Here is a 17,451-nt window from a genome sequence, read left to right as displayed (position 1 = left end):
GTAAGGGCCTTTCCGTATTTCGGAGAGGCCCTTTTTTGAATATTTCAGATGGTTAAAGCAAAGTAAAAAAATTAAAGAATTATTTTAAAGACAGCAAAATTTTAAAAGTTCTTACGAAGTATAAGATTATAAAAATCCCCTATTTTCGGTTAAGCACCTTCTTACCAATTCGCTCAAACAATCGTGGAAAGAGAACATACACCGCGCTTCCCATGTTCATCCAACGCGGTAGATTGATTTCCCTTGTTTTCGTCAGCATGCTATCAACGATCTTCCGAGCGACATATTCAGGCTGGAGTATGAACCGCTGTACATTTTTTACATAAGTACCTTTTTCATCGGCAATATTAAAAAAGTTGGTGGCAATTGGACCTGGATTTACCGATGTAACCATGACATTATAATCGGCAAGCTCCATCCTCAGTGAATTCGTATAGCCAAGTACGGCGTGCTTCGTCGCTGAATAGACACTCGATTTTGGGGTAGCAATTTTACCAGCCTGGGAAGCTATATTAATAATATGGCCAAAACGACGTGCACGCATCTTTGGCAAGACCATGCTTGTGCATGCCATTAGCCCAACCACATTTACGTCAAACATCCCTTTGATCTCATCCATGGTTGCTTCATGGGCTTCACGGAATACCCCAAAGCCGGCATTATTTACAAGGATATCTATTTGATCAACTTTCTCAAAAATTTGTTCAAAAACTGCTTGCACTTTTTCTGTATCAGACACATCAAGCTGGAAAACATCCACTTTCACTTGATGCTTTTGCTGCAGTTCGGACTGCAGCTGCTGCAGCTTATCAATACTCCGCGCCAGCAAGACGAGACTCGCCCCGCTTGCCGCACATAGCTTGGCGATTTCCGCACCGATTCCTCCGGATGCACCGGTAATGACAATATTTTTCCCTTTTAATTGCTCCCTTACCATTTTAACACCTCATCTGAGTTGGCCCCGTTCGTCTTAAGACTTCGCTTGATATAGCATGGGCTGACTATCCTTACTAATAATTTCCCCGATGGATGATAAATAGTCAAGCTGGGCCACTGTTTCTGACATCGTTAACATCGGTTCGCGTTGATAGACAGACGGAAATAGGCGTTTGCAGATTTCAAAAACGGTGAGTTGCTCTTCTTTCAGCCAGTTGTTGACCGTCATCGCCCGCTCATGCTGTCGCGAAAGTCTTTTTTCAATCAGATCTGCTAACCTGTAAACCTCTTTGCCATGCCCCGTATAGACACATTGAATCGGGTAAGACAATAGCTTCTTCATTGAAGCATTATGTTGCAACTGTGGCTTTGGTCTTTCTTTTCCACCAGGCACAGGAGGCTCGAGCAATGGATTCGGTGAGATATGTGCTAAGATCAGATCACCGCCAATCAATATTCCATCCTGTTCCCGAAAAAGAGCAATTTGACTTTGGGCATGACCAGGTGTTTCAATAACCTGCCACTCACTAAGCCCAAGAGGGATCATCCCTTCAACGAGATGTCCAGTCAGTGAACGATTACAGGAATACTTCAATGTTTTTCTTAACTTAGAAAGCAAGGGAAAATATTCCTTAGGCAGCCCAAACTCGTGAAAAAGAACTCCAAAAAAATCCTCTTGTTCTTGAAAAAAGGCTTCAGTTGGATGGATCCATCTTTCATTCAGCGGATGACCATAAATCTCTAATGAATCAGGGAAAAAGTCGAGCATCCCCACGTGGTCAGGATGATGATGAGTAAGAACCACTTGCTCAATATCCTTAGGGCTTAAATGTAAATCAGCCATTTGCTCTGTAAGTGAATTCCATGACTCTTCCGTTTTCACCCCTGTGTCAACAAGCGTTAACCGCTCTCCTTGAACCAAATAAACATTTACATCCCCGACCGGAAAAGGAGTTGGTAAGGTAATCTTGGCTATTCCGTCTTTCCATTCTGTCATTCAAAAAACTCCTAACCTTATTGTTGGATAAAGAAATCATGTGAACATTTTTTGACAATTACTATATAAAATAAAGTGTAGCGATTTTTTCACCCATTGTCATTATTTCTGCATAGTTTATTTTTAAAAAACAAAAAATTCTGTAAATATTCCTCTTGACAGACTGGCTGTTCATCTTGCATAATCACAATTAAAATTTGATTTGATTTGATTGAAAGCGATGAATAAGGCCAGTAAATGAGAAATGGCGATAGAGAGTGAAGTTCAAAAGGCTGAGAGACTTCACCGCCCTCTTAATCATTGAACCTACCTTAGGAGCATTTAGGAAAACCTAACGCACATCCGGCGTTATCGGAGTCGAGTGAGCCTTGGTAATTTTTTAAAAATCAAGGTAAATGAAGGTGGTACCGCGGAATCTAAACCTTTCGTCCTTTATGGATGAAGGGTCTTTTTGTTTTTTTAAGAAAAGCGGAGGCGCGAAGTACACTAGCCACTGGGTGCTGGAACTAGACATTAGAAAAAAAGGAGGAACATTTATGAAAAAAATGGTGATTGTTGGCGCAGGGTCAATGGCTGAAGCATTTATTTCTGGAATTCTAGAAAACGATGTAATTGATAGAAAAAATATCTGGGTGACAAACAATTCAAATGAAAAAAGACTGGTTAATCTTAGCGAACGATATGGTGTCCAAAGTACGTATGATTTAAATGCTCTTTTCGACGGCGCGGACCTTGTAATGTTGGCGATGAAGCCAAAGGATGCAGCAACTGCCATTCAATCAATTCGAGCATACTTATCTGAGCGAATGCTGGTGGTTTCTGTTTTAGCTGGTGTATCCATGAGCACGATTGAAGCTTTAGCAAGAATACCGCTTGCGATTGTAAGGTCAATGCCAAACACGTCAGCCGCTGTTGGCAAATCAGCAACTGCTGTTGCGGTAAATAATCGTGTTACCGATCAGCAAATAGAAACAACAAAAATCCTCTTTGGAACAGTTGGCTTAACTTCTTTTGTTGAAGAAGAGCAGTTGGATGCCGTAACAGGGCTATCCGGAAGCGGACCTGCCTATATCTATTATCTTATCGAAGCGATGGAAAAAAGTGCCGTTGAGGTCGGCCTTGATCAGCAAATGGCCAGTGAATTAATTGTGCAAACACTACTGGGAGCAGCAGAGATGGTGAAAAAATCCAGCAAATCAGCAACAGAGCTGCGTAAAGAAGTAACTAGCCCTGGAGGAACAACAGAGGCAGGAATACGGATTCTAGAGGAAAACGGAGTTCAGCAAGCGTTTATTTCTTGTATTAAAGCAGCAACTGCCCAATCTAAAAAAATGGGTGCTGCATTAAGTTCACAGCTTGAGACATCCAATTTACCGTATTAAATTGGAATTTTCCCGTATGTTCCATTAAACTAGGATTAAAAAACTGGGAAGTGTGAACCATGCTAACCGTTTTATACACATTAGGCATTCTTGTTTGGATTGTATTTATCTTTGATGCACTGTTTGGATTAAAAAATATAGATTCCCTTGAAAAAGAAGAAGGTCTTAAAAATGGATCATTGTTATCAGTGATTGTTGCCGCACGAAATGAAGAAAAGCAAATTAAGATGAGTATTCTGAGTCAACTGAAACAAACATATGAAAATGTCGAATGGATTCTGGTAAATGACCGCTCCAATGATGAAACCGGAAAAATTATCGACGAATTAGCAACCATTGACTCAAGAATAAAAGTGCTCCATATAGCTGATTTGCCTGAAGGGTGGCTTGGAAAAAATCATGCACTGTATAAAGGGACACTTCAAGCTTCAGGAAAGTGGCTATTGTTTACGGATGCCGATGTTAAATATGAAAAGGAAGCATTTGCTAAAGCACTGCATTATTTTGAGAGGTACCAGCTCGATCATTTAACCGCAGCCCCCAACTTAAATGCAAATCGTTTTTGGCTAAAATCGTTTGTCGCTTTTTTTCTTTTCGGATTTTCCTATTTTAAGCGTCCGTGGTTAGCGAATAATCCTAAGTCAAAAACAGGAACTGGTATTGGAGCATTCAACCTTGTTTCAAAAGCCTCCTATGAAGCGTTTGGAACACATGAAAGGATTAAAATGAGGCCAGATGATGATTTGCAACTGGGAATGAAAATGAAAAAAGCTGGTTATCGGCAAAGAATTGTTACCGCACTTCAGCTTATTGAGGTCGAATGGTATGGAAGTTTGAAAGAGGCCTTGGTCGGGCTTGAAAAAAACACATTTGCTGGATTAAATTATCGAATCAGCATGGTGTTTTTTTCAGTCTTTGGTGTATTTGTCACCCATGTTCTTCCGTTTTTAACCGTTTTTTCAGCAGATAAAATGGTTGCCCTCCTAAGCTTAGGGAATATTATCGCAAGCGGAATATTGTATGTAATGATTATTAGGAGAATGACCGTTTTTTCACCTGCCTTGTTTCTTGTTTTTCCGATTACGGCTTTACTGTTTATTTATTCCATAATGCGGGCTAGCTATCTTACTTTTAGACGTGAAGGAATTGTTTGGCGAGGTACAACCTACCGCTTAAGTGAGCTTAGGGAGAAGGAATAAAAGCTAGATTTCACATTATTTTTACTCCATTTGCTATACTATTAGTGGGTAATTAATGATAGGAGGGTTTTCAAATGCCAGCAAAATTATTTTCACCCTTTACGATAAAGGGTGTCACCTTAAAAAACAGAATTGTCATGTCCCCAATGTGCGTGTATTCCAGCCATAACGAAGACGGGCATGTGCAAAACTGGCATCGCACCCACTACACAAGTAGAGCAGTTGGCCAGGTTGGCCTCATCATCGTCGAAGCAACGGCGGTAACACCTCAGGGGAGGATTTCGCCGCAAGATTTAGGCATTTGGAGCGATGACCATGTTGACGGTTTCCAAGAGCTTGTCGCACTGGGAAAAGAGCACGGAGCCAAAATGGGAATTCAACTTGCCCATGCCGGCCGAAAAGCAGTGTTAGAAGGTGAAATTTTGGCTCCTTCCGCATTACCTTTCAATGAAAAAATGAAAACACCTAAGGAAATGACAAAAACGGATATTGCCGATACGGTGGAGGCATTTAAAACAGGAGCAGAACGTGCCGCCAAAGCTGGTTTCGATGTGATTGAGATTCACGGTGCGCACGGTTATTTGATTAACGAATTCCTCTCCCCACTTTCAAATAAAAGAAGTGATGAATATGGAGGGTCCACTGATAACCGCTACCGCCTCCTCCGTGAAGTGATTGATGCCGTTAAAACGGTTTGGAACGGTCCGTTAATTGTAAGGGTCTCTGCTCATGATTATCATGAAGAAGGATTAACTGCCGAAGATTACATAACTTTTGCTGAGTGGATGAAGGAGCAAGGTGTCGATTTAATTGATGTAAGCTCAGGAGCAGTTGTTCCAGCACCTATTCATGTCTATCCAGGCTATCAGGTACCCTATTCTGAGACGATTAAGAAAGGTGCTGACATTTCAACTGGTGCAGTCGGCTTAATCACTTCAGGGATCCAGGCTGAGGAAATTTTACAAAATGATCGAGCGGATTTAGTATTCCTAGCTCGTGAATTACTGCGTGACCCCTACTGGCCGAGAACAGCCGCAAAAGAATTGGGCATTAGCATAGAAGCACCAAAACAATACGAACGCGGCTGGGTATAAGAAAAGCACGAACACTCTAGTCGCTAGGGCTCTTGCCCTGGACAATTCTAAAATTCCGATATAAATCCTAATAGTATAAAACGTAAAAAAGCACTTACCAGAAAACTGAACTGCACCCTCATTGTTAGAATTTGTCTAACAATGAGGGTGCAGTTCAAAATTGGTGAGTGCTTTTTTATTTCACTTGAGTGGTATGTTTATTTCTTTAAAATCCTCAGCAATGTCCGTATTCGGAAATATTTCCTTTGCTTCATCTACTAATTCTCGCCAGGCATTTCGATCGTAACGCGAGCTTATATGAGTCAGATACAGCTGTTTACAATCCGCCTGCTTCGCAATATCGGCAGCCTGATGGGTCGTTGAATGAAAATAATCGTAGGCCAACTTCTCCTCCCCTTTGGAGAAGGTTGCTTCATGAATCAAAAGGTCAGCATTCTTGGCTAACAAAATCGACCTTTCGCAGTACCTTGTATCCCCAAGAATCGCCACAACTCTTCCCTTTTGCTCAGGTCCAACAAACTTACTCGGCTCGATCACCCGGCCATCTTCAAGTGTGACAACCTCACCATTTTTTATTTTTCTAAAAATCGGGCCCGGTTGAACACCTGCTTCCATCAGCTTATCAGCAAGCAAGGTACCAGGCCTGTCCTTTTCTACAATCCGATAGCCAAAAGAAGGAATTCCATGATCAAGCAACCGAGCCTCCACCGTAAACTGGTCATCCTCAAAAATAACGCCCTCATCGATTTCGGTAACCTTCAACGGATATTTTAAATAAGTCTGGCTTACGGAAAGACTAACATGAAGATATTCTTTAATCCCTTTCGGACCATAAACCGTTATCTCTGATTCCCCACCTTGAAATGAACGACTAGATAACAAACCAGGCAGTCCGTAAATATGATCACCATGAAGATGGGTAATAAAAATTTTTTCTATCCGCCGTGGTTTTATCGAAGTATGTAAAATTTGATGTTGCGTGGCTTCACCGGCATCAAACAGCCAAACAGCCCCCCGCTCCTCAAGTAATTTGAATGCAATTGACGTAACATTGCGCAGCTTTGCCGGCATGCCTGCACCCGTTCCTAAGAAAAATATGTCCACAAACAAAACTCCTCTCTTCACCGTTCCTTAATCATCTATGGATAAATATAGCACAAACTCCTCTCAATTTCTCTCTGCCCTTTTCCACTATTGTGTGGAAATGGGGTGGAGAGCCACAAAAACGAATCCGTATATCCAATTGTAGTGTAAAAAACTCGTTTTTTACACGATTTAGGTGAACCTCATGTTTGTTTTTATTTGTTACATGCAAATCAATACTTTTGTGAAATCTAAAAGAAACAGATAAACTATTATTTGTATCGAAAAATACATAAGCAAAAATATGCATACGAAGAGAGGTTTCAAACGTGGAGCAAAACATGACTTCATTAATTATGATATTTGGAGCTACCGGCGATTTGGCTAAACGGAAGCTGTTCCCTTCCCTTTATCGATTATTTTCGAAGAATAAATTAGATAAATTTGCCGTGATTGGTGTTGCAAGAAGGCCCCTTTCTAATGATGAGTTTCAACAGTCTGTAAAAGACTCTGTTTTATCTGCCTTAGGGAATAAGGATAATTTGGATGAATTTGTCTCCCATTTTTACTATCAATCACATGATGTGGCGGATTCAAACTCTTATGTTTCATTAAAAAAATTTGCCGATGAAATTGATACGAATTATAAACTTGAAGGCAACCGCATCTTTTATCTTGCCATGGCACCAGAATTTTTCGGTCCAATTGCCCTCCATCTTAAATCAGACGGATTGACAGATGTAACAGGATATAAACGGCTTGTCATTGAAAAACCATTCGGACATGATTTAGCATCTGCTAAAGAGTTAAATAAACAAATTAGAACGGCATTTTCCGAGGAAGAGGTTTATCGAATCGACCACTATTTAGGAAAAGAAATGGTTCGGAATATCGAAGTGATTCGTTTTGCCAATGCCATTTTTGAACCACTTTGGAATAACCGCTACATCTCTAATATTCAAATTACCTCGAGTGAAACTCTCGGTGTTGAAGAACGGGGGCGATATTATGAGTCAAGTGGCGCCTTAAGGGATATGCTGCAAAACCATATGATGCAAATGGTCGCATTGCTTGCGATGGAACCACCCATCAAACTAACAACCGATGAAATTCGTTCTGAAAAAGTAAGAGTATTTCGGGCACTTCGAACAGTTGATGGGGAAGAAGTGAATCAATTTTTTGTTCGTGGTCAGTATGGTGAGGGAACAATAGAGGATGAACAGGTTCCAAAGTATCGTGATGAACCAATGGTCGACAAAGAGTCCAATACTGAAACCTTCGTGGCGGGGAAAATAATGATTGATAATTTCCGTTGGGCCGGTGTTCCTTTTTATATTCGAACTGGTAAAAGAATGACAACGAAATCAACCAAAATTGTGATTCAATTTAAAGATATTCCGATGAATTTATATTATCAAACGGAAAAAATGCTGAATCCCAACCTCCTTGTGATTCATATTCAGCCGGAAGAGGGCATTACCCTTCATCTGAACGCTAAGAAGGCGGGCGGTCATCTGGATGCACAAACGGTAAAACTAAGCTTTGCCAATACAGGAATTCATGCGATGAACACTCCTGAAGGCTATGAGAAGCTTCTTTTCGATTGCATGCGGGGCGATGCCACTAATTTCACACATTGGGACGAAGTCGCCTATTCCTGGGCGTTTGTTGATAAAATTTCAGAGGTATGGGAAAAAACAAAAGAAAGCTTCCCGAATTATCAATCCGGGACAATGGGTCCAAAAGAAACAGATGAACTTTTAGAAAAAGACGGCTACTTCTGGTGGCCTGTAACAGATTTAGAAGTGGATATTTGTAAATAAGTATATAACAATAGCTCCACTTTGTTTTACAGCAAAGCGGAGCTATTTACTCATCTTCTTTATTTTTTTCGGGAAAGTTTCGTAGAAAATCCTTATTAAAGCTAGTTCCGGTCCCAACATTATGAGCGGAATCAATTTTATGTGAACCGGCGTTTTCAATGATATTTTTCCCATACTTTTCACGAAGGTTGGAAAGAGTTTTAAGCAGGGGTTCTTTTTTGGCATCCTTTTCATAGGAGAACAAATCTAACTGTTTATAAGCATGATCATGGTCAACTAATTCATTACCGGTAATCCCTAACAAGCGAACGGAGTCTCCATTCCAGGATTTTAAAAACATCTGCTTGACTATTGTTGCCATGTCGTCTTTATGATTTAGTGGGTTGGAAAGTTTTTTACTTCTAGTAATTGTCTTTCGATCTTTATAACGTATCGTTATTCCTAGAGAAGAGGCTAGGACATTTTTCCGCTTCAGCCTTATCGAAACCGTTTCCGCCAACGATTCGAGCACTTGGAAGAGCTCTTGTTGATTGCTAACATCCTTCGGCAAGGTTGTGGAATTGCCAATACTTTTAAATTCCTCAATCGATTCTGGATCGACTGCCCGTTGATCGATTCCATTTGCCCTCTCTCTAATTCGAATTCCATTGATTCCAAGAAGCGTTTTAAGCTGAACTTCATTGCCTTTAGCTATATCACCTATCGTGTAAATTCCAATCGTTGTCAGCTTTTCAGCTGTCTTTTTGCCAATCCCATGCATTTCGTTCGTGTTCAATGGCCAAAGCACTATTGGGATATCACGCTTACGAAGGACGGTTATACCCATTGGTTTCTTCATATCTGACGCCATTTTCGCTAAAAATTTATTCGGGGCGATACCAATACTGCAGGGTAAATCCAGCTGTTCAAGAACTCTTTTTTGAATACTTCCGGCGATTTCAATTGGACTGCCAAACTCAAAGCTTTCAGTTATATCCATGTAGCCCTCGTCAATCGAAACTGGTTCAACAAGCTCAGTATATTTTCTTAAGATTTCAAACATACCAATTGATGCGGCACGGTAACGATCAAAATTGGGCCTCTTTACAATCAACTGTGGACAAAGTTTTTTTGCTTCCCATAGGGGCATCGTTGTTTTTACGCCAAATTTCCTTGCTTCGTAGCTGCAGGTAACAATAATTCCTCTACGCTCCTCCACGTTTCCCGCAATCGCTAAAGGTTTTCCCTTAAGTGTAGGATCATAGGCCATTTCAACCGATGCATAAAAGCTATTCATATCAACATGCAAAATGACTCGTCCATTTTTCGGATACATTTCCTTCACAGCGGACACCCCCATAAAACATTTGTCCTTTAAGTATAACAAAACATCAGATATCCGATGCACATTAATAACTTTAGCTTTTATTAAACAAGGACACCAAAAAGGAGAACCTTAAGTCAGGTTCTCCTTCCTATCATCGTTATTGATTTGTGACTTCATCGATAATCGCTAATGTCATTTCTGCTAACTTATACAACTCTTCTATCGGCATGCGTTCGTTTGTTGTATGAATTTCTTCATAACCAACAGCAAGGTTCACCGTTGGAATGTTGAAACCAGCAAATACGTTAGCGTCACTGCCGCCCCCACTATGCTGTAGTTCACAGCTACGACCGATTTTTGCAGCAGCCTTGCGAGCAATTTCAACCACGAGGTCCCCTTCGCCGAATTTAAAACCAGGATACATGATTTCGACGTCGACTTCGGCTCTACCTCCCATTTCGGCAGCAACCGTTTCAAACGCATCTTTCATTTTGCTGACCTGAGCCTGCATTTTTTCAGGGATCAGAGAACGTGCTTCTGCTAAAATATCGACGCGGTCGCAAACAATATTGGTTGCCTGCCCCCCTTCAAAACGGCCAATATTGGCAGTCGTTTCATGATCGATTCTTCCTAACGGCATTCTCGCAATTGATTTTGCTGCAATCGTAATCGCGGAAACCCCTTTTTCAGGTGCCACACCAGCATGAGCTGTTTTTCCGTAAATAACCGTTTTTACTTTTGCTTGGGTAGGAGCAGCGACGATAACATTTCCAACCAAACCATCGCTATCAAGCGCATAGCCATATTTCGCTTTCATCAATGAAGAATCAAGCGCTTTTGCACCAACTAAGCCGGACTCTTCTCCGACAGTGATTACAAATTGAATCAAACCATGCGGAAGATTTTGTTCTTTTAAAATACGAATGGTTTCAAGCATAACAGAAATACCTGTTTTATCATCAGCACCTAAGATTGTTGTGCCATCGGTAACGATATAGCCGTCTTTAATCGATGGTTTCACACCTTTGGCTGGAGTAACGGTATCCATATGACAGGTAAAATAAATCGGGTCAACACCCTCTTTAGTTGCTGCAAGTGAGCAAACTAAGTTCCCGGCACCATGTCCCGTTACAGCAGTAGTATCGTCTTCAAAAACTTCGAGACCTAAATCGGTAAATTTTTGCTTTAATACCTTTGCAATTTCAGTCTCAAATTTTGTTTCTGAGTCAATTTGCACAAGTTCTAAAAATTCATTCAAAAGACGTTCTTGATTGACCATTTTATTGACCCTCCATGTTTATGTACTCACTATTGTCCAGCTTCAGCTCCTAAGCAAGGAACTTTCACTTTTCTTATTTCAGTATACCTCTTTCTTATTCCAATCATCAAATGAAAGAGCAGGCAAACCCAGATTAAAGTGGTATATTTCCATGTTTTTTATATGGCCGCGACTCTTTTTTATTCTTTAACATTTCCAAGGCTTGAATAATTTTTATTCTTGTTTCCCGAGGGTCGATAACATCATCGACCATTCCTCTGCTGGCAGCCACATATGGATTTGCAAACTTCTCCCGATATTCATCAATTTTTTGTTGTCTTGTTAACTCAGGGTCTTCGCTATTATTTATTTCCTTAGCAAAAATAATATTGGCTGCTCCTTGAGGACCCATAACGGCAATTTCCGCATTTGGCCAAGCAAATACTAAGTCGGCACCAATAGACTTACTGTTTAACGCAACATAGGCACCACCATAGGCCTTTCTTAAAATAACCGTCAGCTTCGGCACTGTTGCTTCAGAATAAGCGAATAAAATCTTCGCTCCGTGGCGGATAATTCCCCCATGCTCCTGCTTAACTCCTGGGAAAAAGCCTGTTACATCTTCAAATGTGAGGATAGGGATATTAAATGAATCGCAGGTGCGGATAAATCGAGCTGCTTTATCTGATGAATCAATATCTAAGCCACCCGCCATTACCTTTGGCTGATTGCAGACTAGACCTACCGTCTCTCCCTTGATACGTGCAAATCCAATAACGATATTTTTTGCAAAATTCTTTTGAATTTCCATAAACGAATCCGCATCTGTGACTTGTTCAATGACTTTACGGACATCATATGGGCGAACGGCATCAAATGGAATCACATCCGTTAAATCCGGTCGGTAATCATTTTCATCCTCTATTTCAAGCCTCGGCGGCTTTTCTTCATTATTTTGTGGAAGGTAACTCAGCAACTTGCGGACATTTTGCAAAACCTCCGCTTCTGATTCCGATTGAAAATGGGCGTTTCCACTAATGGAGTTATGGACATTTGCCCCACCAAGGTCTTCTGCAGAAATTTTCTCACCTGTTACCGTTTCAATCACTTTTGGACCTGTTATAAACATCTGACTTGTTTTTTCGACCATAAACACAAAATCGGTAATCGCAGGTGAATAAACAGCCCCGCCGGCACACGGCCCCATAATCACTGAGATTTGTGGAATCACACCAGAATAAATGGCATTCCGGTAAAAAATATGCCCGTATCCATCAAGAGAAACAACACCTTCTTGAATCCGAGCTCCACCAGAATCATTAAGGCCGACAAAAGGTGTACCATTTTTAGCAGCCAAATCCATAACATTGGCAATTTTTTTCGCATGCATTTCCCCTAATGCACCACCAAAAACCGTAAAGTCCTGTGAAAACAAATAAATGGAACGGCCGTTTACTTTTCCAAAACCGGTCACGACTCCGTCTCCTGGTCCTTTTTGCTCATCAAGTCCAAAATCATTGGTTCGGTGCTCAATGAACGGATTTAGCTCGACAAACGTTCCTTTGTCTACTAAAAGTTCAATTCTTTCTCTAGCAGTTAATTTCCCCTTTTCGTGCTGTTTCTCAATTCGCGCATCGCCGCCGCCGAGCTCAACCTCTCTGCGCTTATCATACAAATCATTGATCTTTTCATAAATGTCTATCATTTACCCCTTCATCCCTTTCTTCTCGCATAGTTCGTATAAAACACCTGATGCCGATTTTGGATGCATGAAGGCAATATGGGCTCCTCCTGCCCCAAGCCGTGACTGTTCATCAATCATACGGATGCCTTTTTCCTTCATTTCAGTAATTCTTTCTTCAATTGAATCCACACCAAGGGCCACATGGTGAATACCTTCACCTCGTTTTTCGATAAATTTGGCAATCGTACTTTCCTCCGATGTCGGCTCAAGAAGTTCTATTTTTGTTTGACCTGCTTGCAAAAAGGCAACCTTGACCTTTTGGCTGTCAACCACTTCTATAGCTAACAATGGAAGATTCAATACATCCGTGTAAAAAGGAAGTGTATTTTCAAGAGATTTCACGGCAATTCCAATATGGTCGACTTTCTTAATCATGTTTACCCCTCTGTTCTAATATTAAAATTAATTCGACAATTATTGTATTCGGTAAAAAGTTCATAAATCCTTCCCAAAATTGCTAAGTAGTTCCGTTGTCCATTTGAGCTTTTCCCTGTACAATATATATAAATTACTTGATAAAAGGGAGGTACTCCTTATGTCTAAAAAGAAAAATCGTAAAATCGTTGTTTATTTAATGCTTTTTGCTATGCTTGCCTCAACCCTCCTAATAGGAATTGGACAATTCATTCGATAAACATAAAAAAGGGACTGTTCGAAATTGAACAGTCCCTTTTCCTTTATTCAATTGCTCCTTTTTCATGTGCCAACTTCTCAAATGATTTTTTTGAAGAGATGACTAATATTTTTGTTCCTAATGGAATTAATGGAAATAGCGAGGAAACAACCTCATTCTGGGCACGGATACAGCCCTGTGAGACATATTTTCCAATTGAAGCAGGCTGATTCGTTCCATGAATACCGTAGATTCTGCCGTCAGTTCCCATAGCATCAAAGCCAATCCATCTAGCCCCGAGTGGATTCTTTGGGTCTCCACCTGGAATATTTGCTCTTCGAAAATAAGGATTCTTTGCCTTTACGGTAATCGTAAAAAGACCTTCCGGCGTTAATTCCTGTGTTATACCGGTACCTACGCTTACAACCGTTTGGACTTTATTTTCACTAATAAGAGCCATTTCATTGCTACTTTTGTTGACAATAACAAACGGGTCACCAGGAACAGGATTCGGCCCAAGCGGCCAAAGGGGGGAGAGGAAAAAAGTCATCAGGATCGGCGATAAGATTTTTATCAAAACATCCACCTGCCTTTTTTTTCCTAGTTTCCCTCAAATTGCTTCCTTTCATTCACTTTCATTTTTTTCGTTTTTAAGGAACTTTTTATGATAAGATAGTCATTCATTTCATTTACTAATTGCAGTAGTGCTGCCCGAGTTTCGAATTCTTCTCTTGTTTTTGGCAACTCCATTTCTTCAAATTCCTTTTTCATTTCACTTAATTTATCAATATAAATATACGCTGTATTTCCAGGATGTATATTCTCAGAAAGTTCCTCAAGAAAGTCAGCGACCATTTTCCCTTGCTTTACCGTATTGGTAATGGAGGTCACAATTGGTAAAACCCGCTCGATAATTTCAAATTGTTTTTCTCTCATTTTAAAATAATGAAAATAAATATTCTCTTCCCTTAAAAAATGATTTTCGACATCTATTAATGCCAACATTTTTGCCTCATCGAGCAAACGGGCACTTTCGGTAATCTCTTTCCCGTCCCAATTGCTATCACCAGTTCTTAAGTAACGAACTAGCTCAGCAAAAATGATCTTGAAATTCCCCTCGATTTTTCTCTGATAGTCCTTTAGTTTGTAATCAACGCTCGGCATATAAAGATTAATGAGAAGAGCTACACCAATTCCCACTGTAATAACCCCAAGCTCATTTGAAAAGTTTGCCCATGATATTTTGTGGGCCATATAGATGTGCAAAATGATAACGCTGCTTGTCACAACACCGTCTTTTGCCTTAAGCATAACAAGCGTCGGAATAAAGAATAGCAGCATCAACCCAATCACAATTGGATGGTAGGCGATTCCCTCAAAAAAAATGGCAGAAAAGGGCATAGCTAAAACGCAGGCTAAAAATCGATCCCATGCCGTACGAAGCGATCTCCTTTTTGTCACCTGAATACATAAAATTGTTAAAATACCTGCCGAAGCAAAGTTGTCAAGCCCGAGCTGCTGCGCGATAAAGATGGAAGCAGCTGTGCCTGCGGCGGTTTTGATTGTCCGGTATCCAATCGAAAATTTCATAAAATTTCTCCCTAAAAAGTAAAAAGATGATCAGCAAGACCATCTTTAGCATATCCTTATTATAGCATTTTTTGCAAGAAATCCTGTGCCCTTTGGCTTTTTGGATTAGTAAAAAATTCCTTTGGCGAGGCATCCTCCACTAACACTCCACCATCGAGAAATAGCACCCGGTCAGCTACTTCACGGGCAAAGCCCATTTCATGTGTGACAATCGCCATGGTCATCCCTGTATGGGCGAGTGATTTCATAACCTCTAGTACTTCTTTTACCATTTCCGGGTCGAGTGCCGATGTTGGTTCATCGAAAAGCATAACCTCTGGCTCCATTGCTAATGCACGAGCAATCGCTACCCTTTGCTTTTGTCCCCCAGATAATCTTGTTGGAAATTCGTTTGCCTTTTCCGATAAGCCTACTTGCTCTAATAGACCAAAGGCGATTTTTTCCGCTTTGTCCTTTGATAACCCTTTTACCTTCATTGGAGCATAAGTAAGATTTTGCAAAACATTTTTATGAGGAAATAAGTGAAAGTGCTGGAAGACCATGCCTACCTTTTGCCTTACCTTCATAATGTTTGTCTTTTTATCTGTGACATCTTGGTCTCCTATCCAAACACCCCCTTTGGTTGGGTTTTCGAGTAAGTTCAGACAGCGCAGGAAGGTCGATTTTCCTGAGCCTGAAGGGCCGATAATTGCTACGACTTCTCCTGCTTGTATGGTCGTCGAGATACCCTTTAACACTTCAAGCTTGCCATAATTTTTATACAGATTCTCTACCTTAATCACTGCGTCTCATTCTCCCTTCAAGCGCTTTTCCTAAGAAGGTCAAGGTCATTACCATTAGATAATAGATTAAACCGGCAATTAATAATGGTTCAAAAAACGAGTAATTTTCTGCTCCTACTTGATAGGACCGGCGCATAATATCCATAACCCCGATCGTTGTGACAATCGCAGATTCTTTTGTTAGGGTGATAAATTCATTCATTAGTGCTGGTAGGATATTTTTAAGGGCCTGAGGTAGAATGATGTCCCACATCATTTTCCCGTAGGGAACACCTAACGCTATTGCCGCTTCCTGCTGGCCTTTATCAACAGCTAGAATTCCAGCACGGATGATTTCTGAAATATAGGCACCTGAATTTAGTGCAAACGATAAAACGGCTGCTGTATATGGTTCAATTTGATAACCAATTACCTGCGGCGAACCAAAATAAATTAACATTAACTGCAAAACTAGTGGTGTACCACGGAAAATGGAGGTATAGGCATCAGCCAACCAGCCAAGAATTTTAATAGAACTAATCTTTAATAAGGATAAGATAATACCAAGAATAAACCCGATTATCCCTGCTAAAATAACTATTTTTAACGTGACCAAAATTCCTTTTAAAATATATGGCATGGATGGTATGAATTGCGTAAAATCTAAGTTCATTCAATACCCGTCCTTTCTGTTTTTTAAAAAATACTTAAGACGCCTAGAAGTTTAATTTCTTCCAAACGCCTCAAGATTATGAAAAATTATTTCTCTCCGCCGAACCATTTAACAACCAATTTTTGGAGCTCACCGTTTTCTTTCATTTTCTTTAACTCCTTGTTGAACTTGGCCGTTAATTCACTATTTTTCGGGAAGGCAATCGCTGAACCCGCTTCATTTGGATCATCACTAATCGTAAAGCCTTTAAAATCTTTTTCTTTCTCAAAGTAGCCCTTTGCGACTGTATCTTCAATGATGGCAGCATCAAAACGTCCAGATTTCATCTCTTGAATAAGGTCTGGAATACGATTCCGATTTTCAATTTTTATCGGAATTTGTTTATTGATTTCTTGAGCTTTACCTTCTTGTATCGAACCAAGTTGTACCCCGACTGTCTTTCCTTTCAAGTCCTCAAGCTTCTCAATGCCGCTATCCTTTTTCGAAATAATCAAATGATGTGCTGTATAATAAATATCACTAAAATCAACGTTTTTCTTTCTTTTTTCAGTAGGTGTCATTCCGGCAAGTACAAGATCAGCTTGTCCGGATTTAAGCGATTGTACTAACCCTCCAAAATCCATATCCTTAACATTTACTGTATATCCTAGCTTACCTGCAATTGCTTTTGCTAAATCGACATCAAAACCAATAATGTCATCACTTTTCTTTGTTTCTACATATTCAAATGGCGGATAGTCAGCAGAAGTAGCCATTACCAATACCTTCTTATCCCCGCTTTTCTTGTTGGCATTATCACTAGTACCACAGGCTGCAAGTAAACCTACAGACATCACCATCGTCAAGATTAAAATAACTGCCTTTTTCATTTGTTTTCCCCCTATAATTTATCTGAAAATTACAACTTCGAATATCCATCAAAGTTAGAGTGACTAATTCAAGATTTTCAAGATAGATAGTTTGTTTTATTAATAATTATTCAATGTATTGAA

At 40.2% G+C, this 17,451-nt stretch carries 17 protein-coding genes and 1 other annotated feature; of the genes, 5 read left to right on the top strand and 12 right to left on the bottom strand.

Annotated elements, in window-relative coordinates; translation table 11 throughout:
• Window positions 1-139: 139 nt before the first annotated feature.
• Both M5A78_RS17735 and M5A78_RS17730 read right to left on the bottom strand, forming a co-directional pair.
• The gene (locus M5A78_RS17735; RefSeq protein WP_248736613.1) at window positions 140-937 is read right to left on the bottom strand and encodes an SDR family NAD(P)-dependent oxidoreductase; all 798 of its coding nucleotides are present in this window, start codon (window positions 935-937) and stop codon (window positions 140-142) included.
• A gap of 33 nt (window positions 938-970) precedes the next feature.
• Complete coding sequence (locus M5A78_RS17730) at window positions 971-1,933, bottom strand: MBL fold metallo-hydrolase (RefSeq protein WP_248736612.1); 963 nt, start codon at window positions 1,931-1,933, stop codon at window positions 971-973.
• A gap of 211 nt (window positions 1,934-2,144) precedes the next feature.
• Window positions 2,145-2,369, top strand: a binding site (T-box leader).
• A gap of 100 nt (window positions 2,370-2,469) precedes the next feature.
• Between M5A78_RS17730 and proC the strand changes: the two genes are divergently transcribed.
• From proC to namA, 3 genes are all read left to right on the top strand, one after another.
• Window positions 2,470-3,315 (top strand): pyrroline-5-carboxylate reductase, encoded by an 846-nt coding sequence (gene proC / locus M5A78_RS17725; protein ID WP_248736611.1) that lies wholly within the window; start codon window positions 2,470-2,472, stop codon window positions 3,313-3,315.
• A gap of 59 nt (window positions 3,316-3,374) precedes the next feature.
• The gene (locus tag M5A78_RS17720; protein WP_248736610.1) at window positions 3,375-4,514 is read left to right on the top strand and encodes a glycosyltransferase; all 1,140 of its coding nucleotides are present in this window, start codon (window positions 3,375-3,377) and stop codon (window positions 4,512-4,514) included.
• Window positions 4,515-4,588: 74 nt separating this feature from the next.
• Window positions 4,589-5,608, top strand: a complete 1,020-nt coding sequence (namA, locus tag M5A78_RS17715; protein ID WP_248736609.1) for an NADPH dehydrogenase NamA — start codon at window positions 4,589-4,591, stop codon at window positions 5,606-5,608.
• Between the two features lie 180 nt (window positions 5,609-5,788).
• Here namA and rnz read toward each other — a convergent pair whose 3' ends face one another.
• Entirely contained in the window at window positions 5,789-6,712 is a 924-nt protein-coding gene (rnz, locus tag M5A78_RS17710; protein WP_248736608.1) for a ribonuclease Z, read from the bottom strand.
• Between the two features lie 335 nt (window positions 6,713-7,047).
• Between rnz and zwf the strand changes: the two genes are divergently transcribed.
• Entirely contained in the window at window positions 7,048-8,514 is a 1,467-nt protein-coding gene (gene zwf / locus M5A78_RS17705) for a glucose-6-phosphate dehydrogenase (RefSeq protein ID WP_406603721.1), read from the top strand.
• A gap of 46 nt (window positions 8,515-8,560) precedes the next feature.
• On the opposite strand, the gene M5A78_RS17700 is transcribed toward zwf, so the two are convergent.
• From M5A78_RS17700 to mce, 4 genes are all read right to left on the bottom strand, one after another.
• Window positions 8,561-9,838, bottom strand: coding sequence for a DNA polymerase IV (locus tag M5A78_RS17700; protein ID WP_248736606.1), 1,278 nt, complete (start codon window positions 9,836-9,838; stop codon window positions 8,561-8,563).
• Between the two features lie 139 nt (window positions 9,839-9,977).
• Complete coding sequence (locus tag M5A78_RS17695; RefSeq protein WP_248736605.1) at window positions 9,978-11,099, bottom strand: tripeptidase T; 1,122 nt, start codon at window positions 11,097-11,099, stop codon at window positions 9,978-9,980.
• Window positions 11,100-11,232: 133 nt separating this feature from the next.
• Complete coding sequence (locus M5A78_RS17690; RefSeq protein ID WP_248736604.1) at window positions 11,233-12,783, bottom strand: acyl-CoA carboxylase subunit beta; 1,551 nt, start codon at window positions 12,781-12,783, stop codon at window positions 11,233-11,235.
• Window positions 12,784-13,197, bottom strand: a complete 414-nt coding sequence (gene mce, locus M5A78_RS17685; protein ID WP_248736603.1) for a methylmalonyl-CoA epimerase — start codon at window positions 13,195-13,197, stop codon at window positions 12,784-12,786.
• A 160-nt stretch (window positions 13,198-13,357) separates the two neighbouring features.
• On the opposite strand from mce, the gene prli42 reads away from it, so the two are divergent.
• Window positions 13,358-13,456, top strand: a complete 99-nt coding sequence (gene prli42 / locus M5A78_RS17680) for a stressosome-associated protein Prli42 (RefSeq protein ID WP_223591515.1) — start codon at window positions 13,358-13,360, stop codon at window positions 13,454-13,456.
• 43 nt (window positions 13,457-13,499) lie between these two features.
• On the opposite strand, the gene M5A78_RS17675 is transcribed toward prli42, so the two are convergent.
• The 5 genes from M5A78_RS17675 to M5A78_RS17655 all read right to left on the bottom strand — a co-directional run bounded on the left by M5A78_RS17675 (window position 13,500) and on the right by M5A78_RS17655 (window position 17,328).
• Window positions 13,500-14,012, bottom strand: a complete 513-nt coding sequence (locus tag M5A78_RS17675; RefSeq protein WP_248736602.1) for a L,D-transpeptidase — start codon at window positions 14,010-14,012, stop codon at window positions 13,500-13,502.
• A gap of 23 nt (window positions 14,013-14,035) precedes the next feature.
• Window positions 14,036-15,025: an aromatic acid exporter family protein gene (locus M5A78_RS17670; RefSeq protein WP_248736601.1), complete on the bottom strand. Its 990-nt coding sequence runs from the start codon at window positions 15,023-15,025 to the stop codon at window positions 14,036-14,038.
• Window positions 15,026-15,084: 59 nt separating this feature from the next.
• A complete protein-coding gene (locus M5A78_RS17665; protein WP_248736600.1) occupies window positions 15,085-15,807 on the bottom strand; it encodes an amino acid ABC transporter ATP-binding protein in 723 nt (240 codons plus the stop codon).
• Window positions 15,800-16,459: an amino acid ABC transporter permease gene (locus M5A78_RS17660; RefSeq protein ID WP_248736599.1), complete on the bottom strand. Its 660-nt coding sequence runs from the start codon at window positions 16,457-16,459 to the stop codon at window positions 15,800-15,802. The genes M5A78_RS17665 and M5A78_RS17660 overlap by 8 nt, the downstream gene beginning before the upstream one ends.
• 86 nt (window positions 16,460-16,545) lie before the next feature.
• Window positions 16,546-17,328: a transporter substrate-binding domain-containing protein gene (locus M5A78_RS17655; protein WP_248736598.1), complete on the bottom strand. Its 783-nt coding sequence runs from the start codon at window positions 17,326-17,328 to the stop codon at window positions 16,546-16,548.
• Window positions 17,329-17,451 lie beyond the last annotated feature (123 nt).

Origin of the sequence: Neobacillus rhizosphaerae, assembly GCF_937468385.1 — a bacterium.
Taxonomy (GTDB): Bacteria; Bacillota; Bacilli; order Bacillales; family Cytobacillaceae; genus Neobacillus; species Neobacillus rhizosphaerae.
This window is presented reverse-complemented; position numbering and strand designations above follow the sequence as displayed.

Excerpts from the sequence above, each read along its gene's own strand:
- M5A78_RS17730 (WP_248736612.1), bottom strand. The coding sequence starts at position 1,933 with ATGACAGAATGGAAAGACGGAATAGCCAAGATTACCTTACCAACTCCT.
- M5A78_RS17720 (WP_248736610.1), top strand. The coding sequence starts at position 3,375 with ATGCTAACCGTTTTATACACATTAGGCATTCTTGTTTGGATTGTATTT.
- M5A78_RS17655 (WP_248736598.1), bottom strand. The coding sequence starts at position 17,328 with ATGAAAAAGGCAGTTATTTTAATCTTGACGATGGTGATGTCTGTAGGT.
- zwf (WP_406603721.1), top strand. The coding sequence starts at position 7,048 with ATGATATTTGGAGCTACCGGCGATTTGGCTAAACGGAAGCTGTTCCCT.
- M5A78_RS17695 (WP_248736605.1), bottom strand. The coding sequence starts at position 11,099 with ATGGTCAATCAAGAACGTCTTTTGAATGAATTTTTAGAACTTGTGCAA.
- namA (WP_248736609.1), top strand. The coding sequence starts at position 4,589 with ATGCCAGCAAAATTATTTTCACCCTTTACGATAAAGGGTGTCACCTTA.
- prli42 (WP_223591515.1), top strand. The coding sequence starts at position 13,358 with ATGTCTAAAAAGAAAAATCGTAAAATCGTTGTTTATTTAATGCTTTTT.
- M5A78_RS17670 (WP_248736601.1), bottom strand. The coding sequence starts at position 15,025 with ATGAAATTTTCGATTGGATACCGGACAATCAAAACCGCCGCAGGCACA.
- M5A78_RS17660 (WP_248736599.1), bottom strand. The coding sequence starts at position 16,459 with ATGAACTTAGATTTTACGCAATTCATACCATCCATGCCATATATTTTA.
- mce (WP_248736603.1), bottom strand. The coding sequence starts at position 13,197 with ATGATTAAGAAAGTCGACCATATTGGAATTGCCGTGAAATCTCTTGAA.
- proC (WP_248736611.1), top strand. The coding sequence starts at position 2,470 with ATGAAAAAAATGGTGATTGTTGGCGCAGGGTCAATGGCTGAAGCATTT.
- M5A78_RS17690 (WP_248736604.1), bottom strand. The coding sequence starts at position 12,783 with ATGATAGACATTTATGAAAAGATCAATGATTTGTATGATAAGCGCAGA.
- M5A78_RS17735 (WP_248736613.1), bottom strand. The coding sequence starts at position 937 with ATGGTAAGGGAGCAATTAAAAGGGAAAAATATTGTCATTACCGGTGCA.